Annotated in this window: 18 protein-coding genes; 12 read left to right on the forward strand and 6 right to left on the reverse strand. The window is 71.1% G+C overall.

Annotation, left to right across the window (positions count from 1 at the left end; genetic code table 11):
• Positions 1-14 precede the first annotated feature (14 nt).
• Complete coding sequence (locus ABZ876_RS32075) at positions 15-962, reverse strand: MurR/RpiR family transcriptional regulator (protein WP_361788549.1); 948 nt, start codon at positions 960-962, stop codon at positions 15-17.
• Between the two features lie 214 nt (positions 963-1,176).
• On the opposite strand from ABZ876_RS32075, the gene ABZ876_RS32080 reads away from it, so the two are divergent.
• From ABZ876_RS32080 to ABZ876_RS32110, 7 genes are all read left to right on the forward strand, one after another.
• Positions 1,177-2,157, forward strand: a complete 981-nt coding sequence (locus tag ABZ876_RS32080; protein ID WP_361788551.1) for a BadF/BadG/BcrA/BcrD ATPase family protein — start codon at positions 1,177-1,179, stop codon at positions 2,155-2,157.
• Positions 2,158-2,185: 28 nt separating this feature from the next.
• On the forward strand, positions 2,186-2,614 hold the full coding sequence (locus ABZ876_RS32085) for a hypothetical protein (RefSeq protein ID WP_361788553.1): 429 nt from the start codon (positions 2,186-2,188) through the stop codon (positions 2,612-2,614).
• The gene (locus ABZ876_RS32090; protein WP_361788555.1) at positions 2,539-3,252 is read left to right on the forward strand and encodes a (Fe-S)-binding protein; all 714 of its coding nucleotides are present in this window, start codon (positions 2,539-2,541) and stop codon (positions 3,250-3,252) included. Before ABZ876_RS32085 ends, ABZ876_RS32090 begins: the two co-directional genes overlap by 76 nt.
• A gap of 120 nt (positions 3,253-3,372) precedes the next feature.
• A complete protein-coding gene (locus ABZ876_RS32095; RefSeq protein ID WP_361788557.1) occupies positions 3,373-4,092 on the forward strand; it encodes a GntR family transcriptional regulator in 720 nt (239 codons plus the stop codon).
• Positions 4,089-4,922 (forward strand): sterol desaturase family protein, encoded by an 834-nt coding sequence (locus ABZ876_RS32100; protein WP_361788559.1) that lies wholly within the window; start codon positions 4,089-4,091, stop codon positions 4,920-4,922. The genes ABZ876_RS32095 and ABZ876_RS32100 overlap by 4 nt, the downstream gene beginning before the upstream one ends.
• Positions 4,923-5,086: 164 nt before the next feature.
• Positions 5,087-5,233 carry a hypothetical protein gene (locus tag ABZ876_RS32105; protein WP_361788561.1) on the forward strand — a complete coding sequence of 49 codons (147 nt, stop codon included), beginning with the start codon at positions 5,087-5,089 and terminating at the stop codon, positions 5,231-5,233.
• A gap of 39 nt (positions 5,234-5,272) precedes the next feature.
• Positions 5,273-5,527, forward strand: coding sequence for a hypothetical protein (locus ABZ876_RS32110; protein WP_361788563.1), 255 nt, complete (start codon positions 5,273-5,275; stop codon positions 5,525-5,527).
• Between the two features lie 31 nt (positions 5,528-5,558).
• Here the strand turns inward: ABZ876_RS32110 and ABZ876_RS32115 are convergent, their stop codons facing one another.
• On the reverse strand, positions 5,559-6,086 hold the full coding sequence (locus ABZ876_RS32115; RefSeq protein WP_361788565.1) for a helix-turn-helix domain-containing protein: 528 nt from the start codon (positions 6,084-6,086) through the stop codon (positions 5,559-5,561).
• Positions 6,087-6,283: 197 nt separating this feature from the next.
• On the opposite strand from ABZ876_RS32115, the gene ABZ876_RS32120 reads away from it, so the two are divergent.
• The 4 genes from ABZ876_RS32120 (at position 6,284) to ABZ876_RS32135 (ending at position 8,614) form a co-directional block, all read left to right on the forward strand.
• Positions 6,284-6,598 carry a DUF6400 family protein gene (locus ABZ876_RS32120; protein ID WP_361788567.1) on the forward strand — a complete coding sequence of 105 codons (315 nt, stop codon included), beginning with the start codon at positions 6,284-6,286 and terminating at the stop codon, positions 6,596-6,598.
• The gene (locus tag ABZ876_RS32125) at positions 6,585-6,842 is read left to right on the forward strand and encodes a hypothetical protein (RefSeq protein WP_361788568.1); all 258 of its coding nucleotides are present in this window, start codon (positions 6,585-6,587) and stop codon (positions 6,840-6,842) included. Before ABZ876_RS32120 ends, ABZ876_RS32125 begins: the two co-directional genes overlap by 14 nt.
• A gap of 144 nt (positions 6,843-6,986) precedes the next feature.
• Positions 6,987-8,126: a PP2C family protein-serine/threonine phosphatase gene (locus ABZ876_RS32130; protein ID WP_361788570.1), complete on the forward strand. Its 1,140-nt coding sequence runs from the start codon at positions 6,987-6,989 to the stop codon at positions 8,124-8,126.
• 5 nt (positions 8,127-8,131) lie between these two features.
• Entirely contained in the window at positions 8,132-8,614 is a 483-nt protein-coding gene (locus tag ABZ876_RS32135; protein WP_361788572.1) for a DUF6328 family protein, read from the forward strand.
• A gap of 74 nt (positions 8,615-8,688) precedes the next feature.
• On the opposite strand, the gene ABZ876_RS32140 is transcribed toward ABZ876_RS32135, so the two are convergent.
• The 4 genes from ABZ876_RS32140 to ABZ876_RS32155 are packed head-to-tail and all read right to left on the reverse strand — an operon-like array spanning position 8,689 to position 16,560.
• Complete coding sequence (locus ABZ876_RS32140) at positions 8,689-10,500, reverse strand: glycoside hydrolase family 15 protein (protein ID WP_361788574.1); 1,812 nt, start codon at positions 10,498-10,500, stop codon at positions 8,689-8,691.
• A 19-nt stretch (positions 10,501-10,519) separates the two neighbouring features.
• Positions 10,520-11,629, reverse strand: coding sequence for an enolase C-terminal domain-like protein (locus tag ABZ876_RS32145; RefSeq protein WP_361788576.1), 1,110 nt, complete (start codon positions 11,627-11,629; stop codon positions 10,520-10,522).
• Positions 11,626-13,449 (reverse strand): thiamine pyrophosphate-requiring protein, encoded by a 1,824-nt coding sequence (locus ABZ876_RS32150; RefSeq protein WP_361788578.1) that lies wholly within the window; start codon positions 13,447-13,449, stop codon positions 11,626-11,628. The genes ABZ876_RS32145 and ABZ876_RS32150 overlap by 4 nt, the downstream gene beginning before the upstream one ends.
• A gap of 36 nt (positions 13,450-13,485) precedes the next feature.
• Positions 13,486-16,560, reverse strand: a complete 3,075-nt coding sequence (locus ABZ876_RS32155) for an FAD-binding and (Fe-S)-binding domain-containing protein (RefSeq protein WP_361788580.1) — start codon at positions 16,558-16,560, stop codon at positions 13,486-13,488.
• A 344-nt stretch (positions 16,561-16,904) separates the two neighbouring features.
• On the opposite strand from ABZ876_RS32155, the gene pyrF reads away from it, so the two are divergent.
• Positions 16,905-17,600, forward strand: coding sequence for an orotidine-5'-phosphate decarboxylase (gene pyrF / locus ABZ876_RS32160; protein WP_361788582.1), 696 nt, complete (start codon positions 16,905-16,907; stop codon positions 17,598-17,600).
• Positions 17,601-17,708: the final 108 nt, after the last annotated feature.

The raw sequence follows: 17,708 nt of genomic DNA on the forward strand, positions 1-17,708 counted from the left end.
AGCGGCGTCGGCGGTCAGTCGCCGGCGGATGTGCGGCGGGGCGACTGCGGGCGCCTGCGGCGCTGGATGGCCCCGTACGTCTTCTCGAGAGCCGCGGTGGTGGCGTCGAAGGAACGCTGCGCCACGCCCACGAACAGGCAGTCGATGAGCGCGAGTTGCGCGATGCGGCTGACGGTCGCACCGGAGCGGAAGGGGGTCTCCCGGGCGCATGTCGTCAGCACGAGGTCCGCGCTCTCCGCGAGGGTGGAGCGCGGGACGTTGGTCAGGGCGATGGTGGTGGCGCCGCGTTCGGCGGCGGCCTGGAGAGGCTCGAGTGTGTCCTCGGTCTCCCCGGAGTGGGAGATGGCGAGGGCCACGTCCCCGGGCCCGAGGAGGGCGGCGGCGGTGAGGGCGGCATGCCGGTCGGTCCAGATGAAGGCCATACGGCCGATGCGGTGCAGCTTCTGGTGCAGGTCCTGCCCGACGAAGGCGCTGGCACCGACGCCGAAGATGTCGATCCGCCGGGCCCCGGCCACAGCGTCCACCGCGCGGCCCAGCACCTGGAGGTCCAGCCCGGCCCCGGAGTCCTCCAGGGCCCGCACCTCGTTGTAGATGATCTTCTTGACGATCTCGCCCAGTGTGTCGGTGGCGCTGATGTCGGTGCCCGGTGCCGGGCGCTCGCCGCCGAGAGCGTGCTCGTGGGCGGCGGCCGCGGCCAGCGCGAGGCGCAACTGGGGGTAGTTGGTGATGCCTATGGCCCGGCAGAAGCGCATCACCGTGGCCACCGAGGTGTTGGCTTTCTGTCCGAGGGCGCTGATGGACAGCTCCGAGGCCTGCGCGGGATCGGACAGGACGGCGTCGGCCACCCTCCGTTCCGAGGGGGCCAGGGTGGGCAGCGCCGCGCGGATGCGCGCCAGGGTCGCGGCGGGGGTGGTGTCCTCCGCCGGCCGGGCCGGTGTGCGGGGTGGTTCCTGGCGGGCCATGGGCCTTTCCCTCCTGAGTGAGTGGGCGACACATTAACCACGCCTCGGTAGCGCGTCAAAAATTTACGCACTGAGCTATGAGAGGTTACTTATTGACATTCGGAGGTTGGCCTTCGGATACTCGCTGAACCGCGATCCGCGCCCGTCACCGGCCTTCCGGCCGTCCTGTGACCGCCCGACGCGCAGGATCCCTGGAGACACGAAGGCGTGCCCCATGACAGCAGCAGTGGCCGTGGACCTCGGCAAAACCGGCTGTCGTGCCGTGCTGTGGAGCGGCGACGACCCCGCCCAGGACGTCCACGAGGTTCCCGGTGCCCCCGGGCTCGCCGCGGACAACGGGGTGGCGGCGGCCCGTGCCGCCGTGCGCGCCGCGGTCCTCCCGCTCCTGGAAAGGGAACCCTCACAGCGGCTGGCGGCGGTCTGCGTCGGCGCCGCGGGGGCGGCCGCCGCACCGGAGGCGGCCCGCGAACTGGCCACCCTGCTCCTCGACGACCTGCCCGCGGACGAGGTGGCCGTCACCAGCGACGCCGTCACCGCTCACGCGGGCGCCCTCGGCGGCCGCACCGGCGTGGTCCTCGCGATCGGCACCGGCTCCGTCGCCATCGGCATCGGGGGCGACGGATCGTACGCCCGCGTCGACGGCTGGGGCCCCTGGCTCGGCGACGAGGGCAGCGGCGCCTGGATCGGTGCGGCAGGACTGCGGGCAGCACTGCGCGCCCACGACGGACGCGGACCGGACACCGCGCTGCTGGCGGCGGCCGTCGAGCGTTTCGGCGACCCCGACCGGATGCCCTCGGCCGTCGGGCGGGACGGCAACCCCGCCCGCACCGCCGCGTCCTTCGCCCCGGATGTGGCCCGTGCCGCCGCCGCGGGTGACGCCGTTGCCTCGGCGATCGTCCGGGACGCCGCCGCCGCGCTCGGCGAGGCCGTGCTCACGGCCGCCCGCCGGATCGGTGGCGGCGACGCCCTCCCCGTCACCGTCACCGGCGGGCTCACCGGCCTGGGCGAACCGCTCCTCGGCCCGCTGAGGACAGCGCTCACCGGCTCCCCGCGCCCCCTTGATCTGCGGCCCCCGCTCGGGGATCCGCTGGACGGCGCACGCCACCTGTCACTGGACACCTCGGCTCCGCACGAACTCCATGTCGCCCGCGTACGGCGGACGACGCCCCTCCCCCTGTCCCCACCCCGCCGGTGACACCGCCGGCCGACGCCCAGGAGTAAGCGTGCGTCAACTCGACCTCCTGGTGGTCGTCGTCTATCTGGTCGCCATCGCCATGATCGGACTGCGCCCGGCCGGACGACAGAGAACGGCGAAGGACTACTTCGTCGGCGAAGGCCACATGCCGTTCGACGTCCGCAGCCACTGGCGCTCCGCTAAGGTCCTGGACGACGGCCTGCGGGTCCGCCTCCTGCCCGGCCTGACGGTCCGTCAGGCCAATGTGCGGCTCGCCCGGTACGGGCGCCGGCTGGGCCCCGATCCGGCCAGCGAGTCCGCGTGCACCATCGGCGGACCGACGACATCCCCCGTGGCGGCCCCGCCCGCCCTGCGTCCCAGCGGCCCGCCGAGGCGCAGGCGGTGTTCTTCGCCGCATGTATCGGCAGCGTCTTCGCCCCGGAGGGCACCTCGGGCGGTGCGGCGGCCGCGTTCCTGAGGCTGTGTGAACGGGCCGGCATCCCCGTTGCCGTGCCCGACGGGCTGGCGGGCCTGTGCTGCGGCACGCCGTGGCAGTCCAAGGGCTACACCGCCGGGCACCGCACCATGGCCGCCCGCACACTGCGGGCGCTGTGGGAGGCCAGTGACGGTGGCCGGCTGCCGGTGGTCTGTGACGCGTCCTCCTGCACCCACGGCCTGGAGCAACTGGCCGGCGCGCTCCCGGAGTCCGACCGCGCACGTTTCACCGCGCTGCGCTTCGTCGACAGCGTCGCCTTCGCCGCCGAACACCTCCTGGCCGCGCTGCCCACACCCCGCCGCCTGGACAGCCTCGCTCTCCATCCCACCTGCTCCACCGTCCATCTCGGCATCAACGATGCCCTGCGCACCGTCGCCGCCGCCGTCAGCGCCGAGGTGACCGTGCCCGACAACTGGGGCTGCTGCGCCTTCGCCGGGGACCGCGGTCTGCTCCACCCGGAGGTCACCGCCTCGGCCACGGCCGGCCAGGCGGCCGAGATCACCGCCGGCGACTTCGACGCGTACGCATCGTGCAACCTCACCTGTGAGATGGGCATGAGTCGCGCCACCGGCCGGCCCTACCGGCATGTGCTCGAACTCCTCGACGAAGCGACCGCATGAGCCCGTAGGCACCGTTGGGCGCCGGCGCGTGTGCGGGGCGGCGGGCCGACGTCGCACGTTCTGGAGAGAATCTGGTCCAACCAGTTGACCACTGACCTCGGCCCGTCCACCCTGAGCGCCATGACCCAGCGACACATCCGGCGCGAGGCGGTCTCCGACCAGCTCTTCGCCGTGCTGCGCGACAGGATCCTCGGCGGTGAGCTGCCCCCCGGTTCCCCCCTCACCGCCGAACGGGACCTGGCGGCCGAGTTCGGTGTGAACCGTCATGCCGTCCGTGAGGCCGTCAAACGGCTTCAGCAGGCCCGGCTCGTCGAGGTGAGCCACGGCGGACGCACCCTGGTCCAGAACTGGCGCCGTACCGCCGGTCTGGACCTGGCCGTGGGAATCGCCGCGGCGGGCTGCGGGCCCTCGGTGGGGGATCTCGCCCGGGACGCCCTGGAGATGCGCGCGTGCATCGGTGCCGACGCGGCCAGGTTGTGCGCGATCCGGTGCTCCGAGCACACCGCCGCGGCGATCGTCGAGGCCACGGGCCGTTACGCGCGCAGCGGGCCCGACCTGGCGGAGCTCGGCCCGGCGGACATCGCCTGGTGGCGACTGATCGTGGAGGGCTCGGGAAACCTGGCCTATCTTCTGGCGTTCAACAGCCTGGTGGGCGGGGCGCTCCCGGTTGCCGCGGTCCCCGACGATCTGCGGACCGCCGAACTCCTCGACGTCGACGCCCATGTGCGGCTCGCGGCACATATCGCGGCGCGTGAAGCCGGGTCCGCCGAGCGGCTGGCACGCGAACTGCTGTCCCGCAGCGTGCCGGTGACGCCCCGGGAAGGCGGTGTGCTGACATGATCCCGGCCGTGGTCTACGCGATACCGGCGTTCGTGCTCCTGGTCGTCGTCGAGGCCCTCTCCTACCGCTTCCTCCCTGACGACGACGAGCGCGGTTACGAGGTGCGCGACACCGTGACCAGCATGTCCATGGGCGCCGGCAGCCAGATCATCGGGCTGCCGTGGAAGGCGGTGACGGTGCTCGTGTACGCGGCCCTCTTCACCGTCTCGCCATGGCACCTCTCGCCCGCCTCCGGGTGGACGTGGGTACTGCTGTTCTTCGCCGAGGACCTCGCGTACTACGCCTTCCATCGCGCCCATCACCGGGTGCGGGTGCTGTGGGCGAGCCATGTGGTCCACCACTCCAGCGTCCGCTTCAACCTGTCCACCGCCCTCAGGCAGAGCTGGACACCGATGACGACCCTGCCCTTCTGGATGCCCCTCGCGCTGCTCGGCATCCCGCCCTGGATGATCCTGCTCGAACAGTCCGTCAGCCTGATCTACCAGTTCTTCCTGCACACCGAACGGGTGGACAAGCTGTGGCGGCCGGTGGAAAGGGTCTTCAACACGCCCTCCCACCACCGTGTGCACCATGGCTCGAACAACGTGTACCTGGACCGCAATTACGGCGGGATCCTCATCGTCTGGGACCGGCTCCTCGGCACCTTCGAGCCCGAGGGCGAGCGGGTGGTGTACGGGCTGACGAAGAACATCGGCACCTACAACCCGCTGCGGGTGGCCTTCCACGAGTACGCGGCCGCCTGGCGCGACGTCCGTGCGGCCCGGCGCTGGCGCGACCGCGCCGGGTACCTGTTCGGTCCGCCCGGGTGGTCGCCCAGGGCGGAAGGGTGACGCGCCGCTGCTGAGCGTGGTCTTCGCCGCGCCGCAGGCGTGGCGCTTGCCGCGCTCGGAGATGTGACGCATCCGTCCCTCTCCCACGTTTGCCTCGGGCAGCGACGCGGCGTAACGTCCGGAGTGAACAGAACGTTCTATATATGTCCGCCTCGGACTAGGGCGTGAGCGCGGCGGCCCTCGGCATCAGGTTCCCCGGCAGCCACCTCGGCGACGACCCCGACGCCCTACCCACCGCTCTTGACGCCGTCCCCTTCGCCCAGCCCGACGGCGGCACCGGGACCGACCTGTACTTGAAGCCCGACAAGTAACGCGACGGCTTCGTCGGCGACAAGTTCGGCGACGCCACGGTGGCGGAGCCGGCGGCCGCCCAGCGCACCGCCACCGCACAGGCGCTCGGTGAGCCGTCCGGCACCCCGGCCTGGAGGACGATCCCTTCCTGGTACCTCGTCGCGCGCGACGACGCCCTCCCCGCCGCCGCCGAGCGGTTCATGGCGGCGCGGGCGCACGCCCACACCACGGAGATCAAGGCTCCGGTCGCCGTCCAGCCGACCGATCCGGGCACCGGGACGAACCTCGTGAAGCAGGCCGCCGGCGCCCAGTGACCCCGGCCCCAGGACGCGGGAAGGAGAGGGGTCAGCCGGCGGCCAGGAGAGCGGCGACGCCGTGCACGAGGGTGCCGTTCGCCTTCCGTGGATCGCTCAGGTAGCCGGCGACCATCGCGCCGTCGCGCAGAGCGACCATGGCATCGGCCGACCGCGCGGGATCCGCCACACCAAGCTGCCGAAACGCGTCCTCCAGCGCCTCGTGAAACCAGGACCGGTGCGTCAGTACCGCCTGGTGGACGGCGCTGTCCCGCTGCGGGTACTCGGCGGCCGCGTTGATGAACGGGCATCCCCGAAAGCCCACACCGCACAGCTCTTCCCCGATGCCGCCCGCCACGGCCTGAAGGAAGGCCGAGGAGTCGGCGAGCTCCTCCCTGGCCGCGGCCATGCGGGTGCGGATCTGCTGATCCGTCGCCTCGAGGTACGCCCTCACCAGGTCGTCCTTGCCCTTGAAGTGCCGATAGAAGGTGCCCCGGGCGATGTCCGCCTCCTCCATGACACGGTCGACGCCGACGGCCCGGATGCCCTCCGTGTAGAAGAGCCGGCTCGCCGTGCTCAACAGCCGATCACGCGCCTCCGACCGACGACCCCCCGGTGGCCCACCCTTCGACTTCGACATACCACCAGCATACGGAACGTTCTATTCATGCAGCTCCCGACTTCCGCGCGAGGCTCGCACCACGTGCTCGCCGACCTGCTGTGACTTCCCCCACCCACCCTTGCCCCGCCCAGCAAGGGCTACCTAAGTTCTGCCATATGTCCCCCCACGACCGCACTCTTCCCAACGAACCGGACGAACCCACCACAGCCGGCCGGCCACCGGCGGACCGCCCGGACAGCGCGTCGCTCGTCGAATTCAGTGTCGACCTGACCTCGCACGAGTCGCTGCGACGCACCCACGTCCTTGCCGCCATCGGCCCCGACTGGGATCCCGTCGCGGTGCTGCGCGACGAGGACAGAGCGCGTGAGCTGCTGTATTCCGACCTCAGCGAGGAGCAGCAGCGCCTCTACGACGACCTGGTCGCGGCCGGCGTGCTGCCCACGAGAGGCGACGGCAGTGCTGCCTCTTGACCCTCAGGCCGATATCGGACGCCGCGCCTGGGTGGCCTGCCCGAACTGCAACGACAGGGATGGCTGCAGAGCGTGCGAGGAGCGGCGTACATGCCCCGAGCACTGGCGCTATCTGCTCTCGAACACGGGCAGCCTGCTCCACTTGCAGTGCCCGTCGTGCCTCCACATCTGGACGCATGAGTCCGGCTTCGGAGCCACTCGGTCCCGCTGGGCGGGGGGCACCGGCGACCTCGGGCGGCAGTGAAACCTGCACCCGCACCGGGCGGGCCCTCCCACCCCGGCACGATGGCGAACCGACGGCCCGCACCATAGGGCCACCCCCTCTCGGCGATCGCCTCGATGGATCCACACATCCATCCACCCCTTTTGTGCCGATATTCTGTGGTTTATGCACTGGATCGGACAGTCGCGGCTTCACCCTCGTCCGCAGGGACGGTGGAGCCCTGTCCTGCTGTCGCCGGTGATCCTGACGGTCGTTGTCGCCAGCCTGGCGTTCGCCACCCCGCGGCAGGTCGCCTTCAGCCGCATCCTGACCGCCGCGCCCGCACTCGCCGCGTCCGTCTGGACCGTGCTGCCCACCGTCCTCCTGGGCGCGGCCTGCCTCCTGATCATGATCGGGCTCAGCCTCGTCTACCCGGATCTGGGCACCTGGTACACCGTGGGGGCCATCGCCGCGGTCACCATGGCCGCCGCCTACGCGAGCCACATCCGGATCACGCGGGAGCAGGCCCTCATCCAGGTCCGGCTCGTCGCCGATGCCGCGCAGAAGGTTCTTTTGCGTCCCCTGCCGTCCCGCGTCGGCTGCGTGGAGATCGAGTCGATGTACCTCGCGGCCGAGGCAGAGGCCCGGATCGGCGGGGACTTCTACGAGGCCATCAGCACCCCCTACGGGGTGAGGCTGCTCATCGGCGACGTACGAGGGAAGGGCCTGCCCGCGGTGGGAGCAGCCGCCGCGGTGGTCAACTGTTTCCGGGAGGCCGCCTACGAGGAGGCCGATCTGTGCAGCATCGTCCGCCGCATGGAGATCAGCAGCACCCGCCACATCGATTCGTTCCCCACCAGAGAGCTGTCTGAGCACTTCACGACGGTCCTGCTCGCCGAGATCTCGCCACAGTGCGAACGCATCAGCCTCCTGAACTGCGGACACCCTCCGCCACTGCTCGTGCAGAGCGGAAAGCTTTACGTACTGGACCCCACCACGCCATCTCCGCTGCTCAATCTCGCGACCCTCATCGGCGACCACTACTGCATCGACACCGTCGCCTGCGCCCCCGGCGATCAGCTGCTTTTCTACACCGACGGCATCATCGAGAGCCGGAACACCAAGGGTGAGTTCTTTCCCTTGCAGGACTGGATGCGGCGCCAGACGTCAACGCGGCCGCGCGAGCTGCTCCATCGGCTTCATCATGATCTCCTCCGGCACAGTGGCGGAGGGCTCGACGACGACATCGCGGCGCTGGCCGTGCGCCTGCGCGACAGGTCTACGACGTGCGCGACCGGTCCCAGCGCCCCGGCCCAGAAACAGTGAAGATCATGCCGAAGGAGCCAGCACGACCGCCGCGGACGGCGCGGGACGAAACGCCCGAGGAGCGGGCCGACCGCAATCTGGTCGAGCTTCTCCAGGAACTCCGTGTGGTCCAGACCGGCGTACAGATTCTCTTCGCCTTCCTGCTGGGAGTGGCCTTCACCAGCCGTTTTCCGCAGCTCAGTGCGTTCCAGCGCAACACCTATGTCGTCACGCTGCTGCTGACCGTCATGACCTCCGCCGTCCTCGCCACCCCGGTGGCTCTGCACCGCGGCCTGTTCCACCGCGGCGTGAAGCCTCGCATCGTTGCTCTGTCCGCCCGGCATGCCCAAGTCGGGCTCGTCTTTCTCGCGCTGGCTCTCAACGGCGCCGTCCTGCTGCTGATGGATCTGGTACTCGGCCGCACCGCGGCCATCGCCATCACGGCCGCAACCACTGCGATGTTCGCCGGCCTGTGGTTCCTGCTGCCATGGGCAGCGGGACGCGGATGACCTCAGGGTCCCCCACCCTGCGCCGCCGGGCTTGACCGCCGCCTCCGCGGTGTCCGGTGTCCACCAGCCCGCGATCAGGTGTGGGACATCGGGCCGACGGGACGGTCGGGTGCCGAGTTCCGTCCTCGGCGGAGCGTGCCGTGTGGCGGGGGCTCCTGGGTGAAACGGGCGGCGGTCTCCAGCAGCATGGCGTGAACGAAGGCCTGCGGGAGATTGCCGCGCAGCTGGCGCTGGGCGATGTCGAATTCCTCCGCGTACAGTCCCGAGGCGCCGCATGCGCCGCGGTTGCGTTCGAACCAGCGATAGGCATCGGCTGTGTGGCCCTGCTGGTGTTCGGCCAGCGCCATGACAAAGCCGCACAGCACAAAGGCGCCCTCGGCCTCCTCCAGGGGCCGGTCGTCGTGACGGAACCGGTAGACGAAGTGGTCCTGGGTCAGTCGCTCGCGGCAGGCGGCCAGGGTGGCTCGAGTGCGCGGGTCGTCGGCGGGCAGCGCCCCGCGCACTGCGGGCAGCAGCAGTGCGGCGTCGACCGCGGGATCGTCGGGGGCGCGCTGCCAGTGGCCGTCGGCGTGCACGCTGCTCGCCGCGGTCTCGGCGAACAGCGTGTCGGCGAGCCGGGTGCAGGTGTCGGCGAGCGGTCGGTGCGGTGCCGCGTCGGCCAGGGCGCGCAGCCCGGCGACGCAGATCAGCCGGCTGTGGGTCCACCGCCGGGCCTCCAGCTCCCAGATGCCCGCGTCCGGTTCCCCGTGGCGTTCGGCGATGGCCCGCACCGCGAGGTCGGCGGCCTTCCAGGCGTCGGCATCCAGCCGGTCGAGACGTTCGGCCGCAGCCAGCAGCAGCAGTGCCTCGCCGAAGCAGTCGAGCTGGAACTGCCTGCTCACGTGGTTGCCGATCCGGCTGAAGCCGCCGGGGTAGCCGGGCAGGTCGAGTTCGTGCTGGCCGGGGACGCGCGTGCCGTGCACGGTGTAGGCGGGGGCAAGCCGGGGGCCGTCGTCGAGCAGCCGCTCGCTGACGAAACGGACGGCGCTGTCGAGGAGCTCGGGCGTGCCGGCCGCGGCCGCGGCCTGCCCGGCGTAGCTCTGGTCGCGGATCCACACGTACCGGTAGTCGTAGTTGCGGCCTGCCTCGGCGCGTTCGGGCAGGCTGGTGGTGGCGGCCGCGACCATGCCGCCGCCGTGGGTGGTCAGCCCCCGCAGCAGGGCATAGGCGCGTCCGGCGTCACGGGCGGCGACGGTCTCCAGCGGGGGCATTGACTGTCGCCAGGCCCGTTCGGTGGCGGCCCAGGCCTGCTCGGCCCGCGGGGGCGTAGGCGGCAGCGGTGAGCAGGAGCACTCCAGGACCAGGTCGTGGCTCTTGCCCGGCTTCAGCACGAGGTCGGCGGTCAGGCCCTCGTTGCGGACGGTCGCCGACGCGGCGCCCTGCCAGCGCAGGAGGTGGCGGCCGGTGGCCAGATGCCAGACACCGTCGTCGTCACGGTGCACGGAGGTGAGCGGGGCGCGGCCGTAGTCGGCGTGCGGGTCGAGGAGGACCCGGATCTGGGCGGTTCCGTCGACGGCGAGCAGCCGCCGCAGCAGGACCAGGCGGTTCTCGTCGCCGGGGTAGGCCAGGGTCTCGCGGCACTCGACGACGCCGTCGGTGGTGACCCAGCGGCTGCGCCAGATGAGGGTGCCCTCCTCGTAGTAGCCGCCGGGGACGTAACGGGCGCGCGGGGTCACCGAGTAGACGCCTCCGCCGCCGATGAGCGAGGCGAAGACGGCGTCGTCGTGCCACGTGGGGGCGCACAGCCAGGTCAGGACGCCGTCCGGTCCGATCAGCGCGCCGCGCTCCCCGTCGGCCAGCAGCGCGTAGTCGTGCAGTGGGTGCGGCGGGAAGGATGGGGTGCTCATGGGTGCTGTCTCCTGTTGATCAGCCCACCCGGTAGGGCCCTGCGCGCCCGGTGTTGAGGGTGAGCCCCAGTCCGGGTGCGCCGTCGGTGCCGGGCGTGATGCCGCCGCCGTCGGGGGCGAGGACACCGTCGAAGAGAATGCGCTCGATGCGGACGTGATCGTGGAACCACTCCAGGTGCCGCAGGTTCGGTGCCGCCGCGGCGACATGCGCGTGGGCGTGCGGGGCGCAGTGCCCGGAGATGCCGATGCCGTGGGCCTGGGCGAGGGCGGCGGCTCGTAGCCAGACGGTGATGCCGCCGCACCGGGTGACGTCGGCCTGGAGGCAGTCCACGGCTCCGGCGGCGAGCATGTGCGCGAAGTACGGCAGCGTGTAGCCGTACTCGCCGGCGGCGACGTCCGAGGTGACCTGGCCGCGGATCATGGCGAGGGTGGTGAGGTGGTCGGAGGAGACCGGCTCCTCGAACCAGGTAACGCCCTCGTCGGTGAGCGCCCGGCCGACGCGTACGGCCTGTTTGGCGTCGTAGCCGCCGTTGGCGTCTACATACAGCTCCGCCGTGTCGCCGATGGTGGCACGGGCCTTGCCGACCCGCCGACGGTCGCGGCTCTCCTGCCGCCCCCACGACTCGGCGATCTTGATTTTGACGCGGGGGATGCCCTCTTCCTCGACCCAGCCGCGCAGTTGCCTCTCCTGTTGCGCGTCGTCGTACGTGGTGAAGCCGCCGCTGCCGTAGACGGGCACGGTGTCGCAGGCGGCGCCCAGCAGCCGGACCAGCGGCAGGCCGAGCAGGCGGGCCTTGAGGTCCCACAGGGCGATGTCGACGGCGGAGACGGCCTGGGCCGCGACGCCGGGCAGTCCGGCGTTGCGCACCGCGCGGTGCATGGCCTCGTTCATGCGCGGCACGTCGAGCACCGCTGATCCTTTCACCACACCGGCGAGCAGGTCGTCGATGACGCGTGCCGTGGCGGCGGGCGCGTAGGTGTAGCCGGTGCCGGTTGTGTCGCCGCAGCGGACGGCGGCCAGGACGAGTGTGGTGCTGTCCCAGCTGAGGGTGCCGTCCGCTTCGGGGGCGTCGGTGGGGATGGTGAACACGGCGGTGTCCACCCGCTCCACGACCGGGGTGTCGGTCACCTGCGGTCCTTCGTGCGGTGCCTGTCCTCGCGTTGGTGGCTGCCGGGCAGGAACTCCTGGATCTTGGCTTTGAAGCCCTGGCGGACCATGGCGGCACGGTCGCTGTCGCCCTTGAGGATGGAGACCGCGGCGGCTTCGATCTGGTCGAGGGTGGCGTGCGGCGGGATCGGCGGCACCGCCGGGTCGGTCACGAAGTCGAGCACACAGGGCTTGTCGGCGGCCAGCGCGGCCTCCCAGGCGCCCCGCACATCGCCTGGCTTCTCGATTCGCATGCCGTCCAGGCCGATCAGACGGGCGAAGTCTGCGTAGGCGACGTCGGGGATCGACTGGGAGGGCAGGAACTGGGGGGCGCCTTCCATGGCGCGCATCTCCCAGGTGACCTGGTTGAGATCACGGTTGTTCAGGATGGCCACGATCAGCCGCGGGTCCTGCCACTCCCGGTAGTACTTGGCGATGGTGATCAGCTCGGCCATGCCGTTCATCTGCATCGCCCCGTCGCCCACCAGGGCGATCGCCGGGCGGTCGCCGTGCGCGAACTTCGCGCCGATGACGTAGGGCACGCCGGGCCCCATCGTGGCGAGGGTGCCGGACAGCGAGCCGCGCATGGCGCCGCGCAGCTTCAGGTGCCGGGCGTACCAGTTGGCGGCGGAGCCGGAGTCCGAGGCGAGGATGACGTTGTCGGGCAGCAGGTCGTTGAGTGCGTGGGCGACGTACTCGGGGTTGACCGGGTCGGCGTCGACGGCGGCGCGCCGCTCCATGACTTCCCACCAGCGGGCGGTGTCCTTCTCGATCTTCTTGCGCCAGCCCCGGTTCTTGGACGACTTGAGCAGCGGCAGCAGTCGGGTGAGCGTCTCGCGGGCGTCGCCCACCAGGTTCACCTCGAACGGGTAGCGCATGCCGACCATGTGCGGGTCGATGTCGATCTGCACGGCCCGCGCCTGCCCGAACTCCGGCAGGAACTGCGTGTACGGGAAGGACGAACCGATGACGAGGAGCGTGTCGCAGTCCTGCATCAGCTCGTACGACGGGCGGGTGCCCAACAGGCCGATGGAACCGGTGACATAGGGCAGGTCGTCGTCCAGAGCGTCCTTGCCCAGCAGCGCCTTGGCCACGCCGGCCCCGAGCCGGTCGGCGACCGCCATGACCTCCTCGCGCGCGCCGCGGGCGCCCTGACCGATGAGGATCGCGACCTTCTCACCTGCGTTGAGCACCTCGGCGGCACGGGTGACGTCCTCGTCGGACGGTACGGGTGCGTAGCGCGGCATGCCCAGGCTGGAGGGAACCATCTTGAAGGCGTGCTTGGGCGGTGAGTAGTCGAGTTCCTGTACGTCGGCGGGGATGATGACGGCCGTCACCGAGCGTCGGGCCATGGCGGTGCGCATCGCCCGGTCCAGCACATTGGGCAGCTGTTCGGGAACGGTGACCATCTCACAGAAGTCGGAGGCGACGTCCTTGTACAGGCTCAGCAGGTCGACCTCCTGCTGGTAGGAGCCTCCCATGGCGCTGCGGTTGGTCTGGCCGACGATCGCGACCACCGGCACATGGTCCAGCTTGGCGTCGTACAGGCCGTTGAGCAGGTGGATGGCGCCGGGGCCGGAGGTCGCGGCGCACACCCCTGCCTTGCCGGAGAACTTGGCGTAGCCGACGGCTTCGAAGGCGGCCATCTCCTCGTGGCGGGCCTGGATGAACCGGGGGTTGTCGCCGGCGCGGCCCCAGGCGGCGAGCAGGCCGTTGATGCCGTCGCCGGGGTAGGCGAAGACGTACTCCACCCCCCAGTCGCGCAGGCGCTCGAGGACGTGGTCGGAGACCTTCGTAGACATGTTCTGACCTTTCCTGAGTTGCTCTCGGGGGCTCGGTCACGGGTGGTGCAGGCGCTGCCGAACCGCCCGGCCGGCCGCGGTGGCGGCCGTCGCCATGAGGGCTGCGGCGCCCACGGTGGTCGCCCACCGGGCCGCGTGGGTCGGGTGGGCGGGCCGCTCGGCCAGGCGTTCGGGGTGTTCACTGGGCAGATTGCCCTTCAGGCCGAGGCCGAGCGCTTCGGCCAGGTGCAGGGCCCGGCGTCCTGTGTCGCCCTGTTCGATCTGGGTGCGGCAGCTGAAGCCGTCGGCGAGGAGCAGGCTGTCGGGGGCGGCGGTGCGGACCGCGGGAAGGAAGCCCTGTTCCGCGACGGCCATGGAGACCTCGTGGTGGCCGCGTTCGAAGCCGAAGTTGCCGGCCAGTCCGCAGCAGCCCTCGTCCAGGACCTCGGCGTCCAGGTGGGCGAGGCGCATCAGTTCACGGTCGGCGTCGAACTTCATGATCGCGTGCTGGTGGCAGTGGGTCTGCACGGTCGCCTGCCGGGCCAGCTGCGGAGGCTGCCAGCCGGGCGCGTGCTGCACCAGGTGCTCGGCGAAGGTACGCACCTGCCCGGCCAGCCGCTTGACGTCCTGGTCGGCGGGCATCAGCTCGGGTGCGTCGGCCCGGAACACCGCGGTGCAGGAGGGTTCCAGTCCGATGATCGGAGTGCTTGCCTCGAGGTAGGGCCCCAGCACGTCGAGGGTGCGGCGAAGCACCTTCTCGGCGACGGTCAGCTGGCCGGTGGAGATCCAGGTCAGGCCGCAGCACACGGGCGTGGTGGGGACGGCGACCCGGAAGCCCGCGTCCTCCAGGACTCGTACGGCCGAGATCGCGATCGAGGGGTGGAAGTAGGTGCTGAAGGTGTCCGGCCAGAGCACCACGGTCCGCGGGTCCGCGGGATCGGGCTTCCCGGCGTCGCGCGCCTTGTACCACCGCAGGAAGGACTGCTTGGCGAAGAGCGGGGCCTGCCGGGCCTCGGCCACGCCGGCCAGCCGCTTTCCCGCGCGGGCCAGACCGGGGGCGTGGAGGAGGGTGTTGACCAGGGACGGGGCGATGCGGGAGAACCGGGCCCACACCGGCAGCCAGCCCATCGAGTAGTGGGCGGCGGGGCGTGGCCGGCCCCCGTAGTGGTGGGAGAGGAACTCGGCCTTGTAGGTGGCCATGTCGACGCCCACCGGACAGTCCGACTTGCAGCCCTTGCAGGCCAGACACAGGTCGAGGGCGTCGCGCACCTCGGTGGAGCGCCAGCCGTCGGTGATCGTCGAGTCGGCGTGGCCGCCGAGCATCTCGAACAGCAGCCGGGCCCGGCCCCGGGTGGAGTGCTCCTCCTCCCTCGTGGCCCGGTACGAGGGGCACATCACGCCGCCCTCGTGACTGCGGCAGTTGCCGATACCGACACAGCGCATCACCGCGCGAGTGAAGGAGTGCTCGTCCTCCGGGTAGCCGAAGTGTGTCTCGGGTGTGGCCGGCCGCCAGGCGGGGCCGAGGCGGAGCTGCCCGTCGACCGGATTCGGATCGACGATCTTGCCTGGGTTCATCCGGTTGGCCGGGTCGAACAGTGTCTTCAGCTCGCCGAAGGCGGTGACCAGCCGCTCGCCGAACATACGGGTCAGCAGCTCGCCCCGGGCCTGCCCGTCACCGTGCTCGCCCGAGAGGGAGCCGCCGTGGGAGACCACGAGGTCGGCGGCCCGTTCGACGAAGCGGCGGAAGTCGGCCACGCCCTCGGCGGTCTTCAGCGCGAACGGGATACGGGTGTGCACACAGCCCTGCCCGAAGTGCCCGTACAGGGAAGGGTGGTCGTAGCCGAACTCGTCGAAGAGCTGCTTGAGGTCGCGCAGATAGGCGCCGAGGCGCTCGGGTGGGACGGCGGAGTCCTCCCAGCCCTCCCAGGTCTCCCGGCCGTCCGGGGGCCGCGCGGTCACACCGAGCCCGGCCTCGCGGGCCTTGAGCATCTTCTCCTCGCGCTCCGGGTTGTCGGAGAAGGCCACGTTGGGGTCCTTCTCGCCGCGGCCGAGGGCGCGCAGCAGGGCATGCGCCTGCTCGTCGACATCGTCCTGGCTGTCGCCGCTGTACTGCACGAGCAGCCAGCTGTCGCCCTGCGGAAGGACGTTGAGCGAGTCCAGGTAGGCGCCCTCCTCGCGCATCAGCTGCGCCATACGCCCGTCCAGCGCCTCCAGCTGGCTGGGCGAGCAGTGCTCCAGTACGCGGGACACGTCGTCGCCGGCCTGGCAGATGTCGTCGTAGCCGAGCACCAGCAGCGACTGGTAGGGGGGCACCGGCACCAGTTCCAGTTCGGCGCGCAGCACGGTCACCAGGGTGCCCTCGCTGCCGACCAGGGCCCGGGCGACGTCGAAGCCGTTCTCCGGCAGCAGCGAGTCGAGGTTGTAGCCGGAGACCCGGCGCGGGATCTTCGGGTAGCCGCGTCGGATGTCCGCCAGGTACTCGGTGGCGATGCGCTCCAGGCCGTCGTATATCTCGGCCTTCCGTCCCCCTTCGGCGGCGATCCGTGCTCGCTCCGCCTGCGAAGTCGGCCCGACCCACGTCCTCAGCCCGTCGTAGGTGAGGATCTCGAGCCGGCGCACATTGTCGACCGTCTTGCCGTAGGCCTGGGCGGACGCGCCGCAGGAGTTGTTGCCGATCATCCCGCCGAGTGCGCAGTGGCTGTGGGTGGAGGGCTTGGGGCCGAACTGGAGGCGGTGGTCGGACAGCCGCCGGTTGAGCTCGTCGAGGACGATGCCCGGCTCGACCACACAGGTGCGAGCGTCGGGATCGACGGAAATCAGGGTGTGGCAGTACTTGCTCCAGTCGATCACCACAGCGGCGTTCGTCGACTGCCCCGCCAGGCTGGTGCCGCCGCCGCGCGAGAGAACCGGCGCTCCGAAGCGGGCACACACTTCCACCGCCTGCGCCCCCGCCTCCACGCTGCGCGGGACGACGACCGCGAGCGGCACCTGGCGGTAGTTGGAGCCGTCCGTGACGTACGCACCTCTGCTCCCGGCGTCAAAGCGGATCTCGGCGTCCACAGACTCGCACAACTCCGCCTCCAGACCGGCCACGTCCGTCCCGGAGGCGTCGTAGGGGGCTGTGCGACTCATCAGCGACAACCGCCTTCCTGAGGCATGCCTGGTGTCCCGGTCGTGCAAGCGGCGTCCAGCCGCCGCCGGCCGAGTACCCGCCTTTGCAGTGTGCAAGGGTGTCTTGTCACCCGCTCGCCGTACAGCGCCACCGTGCGCGACCAAGGCCGGAGATCGGCGACACCGACGGGGCGTCGCCGCTACGCCGATGGGGTGAATCGGGTACGACGGCTCCTGCAAGCAGCCCCCGCAGCGGGCCGACAGCAAGCCACTCGGGCGACGGCGCAAGTGCAGCACCGGACGACACCGTCCAGAACGCCGACCGCCGCCGGACGGCACGGTACGTCACCCGGCACAATGCGGTCGTGGACCCGAACAACCAGATCATCGTCGCCCTGGACTGCGACAGCCGTCCGGCCGCTGACGGCATCGTCGATCAACTGGGCGACGACTGCGGTTTCTACAAGGTCGGCCTGGAGCTACTCACCGTGGCCGGCCCCGACTTCATCAAGCACCTTGTCGCGCGCGGCAAGCGGGTCTTCCTGGACCTCAAGCTCTTCGAGATCCCCAACTCGGTCGCTGGTGCCGTCCGCGCCGCGGGGGCTCTGGGCGTCTCCATGGTGACCGTGCACAGCATGGGCGGTACCGGCATCATGACCGCCGCTGTCGACGCCGCCCGCGACTTCCCCGATCTGCGGATCCTCGCGTTGACCGTGGTCACCAGCATGACCGACGAGGATCTCGCCGACATCGGCGTCCGCGACTCGGCCATGGAGCAGGTGGTCCGGTTGGCCCGCCTGGCGGGCAAGGCCGGATGCCACGGCGTGATCGCCTCGCCCCAGGACGTCGGGGCCTTGCGGAGCGCGCTGGGGGCCGCTGCCCTGATCGTCACTCCCGGGGTGTCGTTGCCTGGTGACTCGTCGGCCGAGCACGCCCGACCCGGGACGCCGGGTGCAGCCCTCGCTGATGGCGCCTCACATGTCATTGTGGGGCGGACGGTCACACGTGCCGCGGACCCGGCAGCCGCATTCCGCCGCGTCCGCGCCGGCCTTGTTCTGTAATGGGCCGCAAGGACTCGGGGGCGGCCCGGCCGACCAGTTCCCGCCCGTCCTGACGGCCGCGGCCGAGGGCTTCGATGAGTGGGTGAACCCGCTCGCCGGCGGGCTACG

The organism is Streptomyces sp. NPDC046931 (assembly GCF_040644655.1).
Classification (GTDB): Bacteria; Actinomycetota; Actinomycetes; order Streptomycetales; family Streptomycetaceae; genus Streptomyces.

Excerpts from the sequence above, each read along its gene's own strand:
- ABZ876_RS32095 (WP_361788557.1), top strand. The coding sequence starts at position 3,373 with ATGACCCAGCGACACATCCGGCGCGAGGCGGTCTCCGACCAGCTCTTC.
- ABZ876_RS32120 (WP_361788567.1), top strand. The coding sequence starts at position 6,284 with ATGTCCCCCCACGACCGCACTCTTCCCAACGAACCGGACGAACCCACC.
- ABZ876_RS32080 (WP_361788551.1), top strand. The coding sequence starts at position 1,177 with ATGACAGCAGCAGTGGCCGTGGACCTCGGCAAAACCGGCTGTCGTGCC.
- ABZ876_RS32150 (WP_361788578.1), bottom strand. The coding sequence starts at position 13,449 with ATGTCTACGAAGGTCTCCGACCACGTCCTCGAGCGCCTGCGCGACTGG.
- ABZ876_RS32155 (WP_361788580.1), bottom strand. The coding sequence starts at position 16,560 with ATGAGTCGCACAGCCCCCTACGACGCCTCCGGGACGGACGTGGCCGGT.
- ABZ876_RS32075 (WP_361788549.1), bottom strand. The coding sequence starts at position 962 with ATGGCCCGCCAGGAACCACCCCGCACACCGGCCCGGCCGGCGGAGGAC.
- ABZ876_RS32130 (WP_361788570.1), top strand. The coding sequence starts at position 6,987 with ATGCACTGGATCGGACAGTCGCGGCTTCACCCTCGTCCGCAGGGACGG.
- ABZ876_RS32135 (WP_361788572.1), top strand. The coding sequence starts at position 8,132 with ATGCCGAAGGAGCCAGCACGACCGCCGCGGACGGCGCGGGACGAAACG.
- ABZ876_RS32140 (WP_361788574.1), bottom strand. The coding sequence starts at position 10,500 with ATGAGCACCCCATCCTTCCCGCCGCACCCACTGCACGACTACGCGCTG.
- ABZ876_RS32100 (WP_361788559.1), top strand. The coding sequence starts at position 4,089 with ATGATCCCGGCCGTGGTCTACGCGATACCGGCGTTCGTGCTCCTGGTC.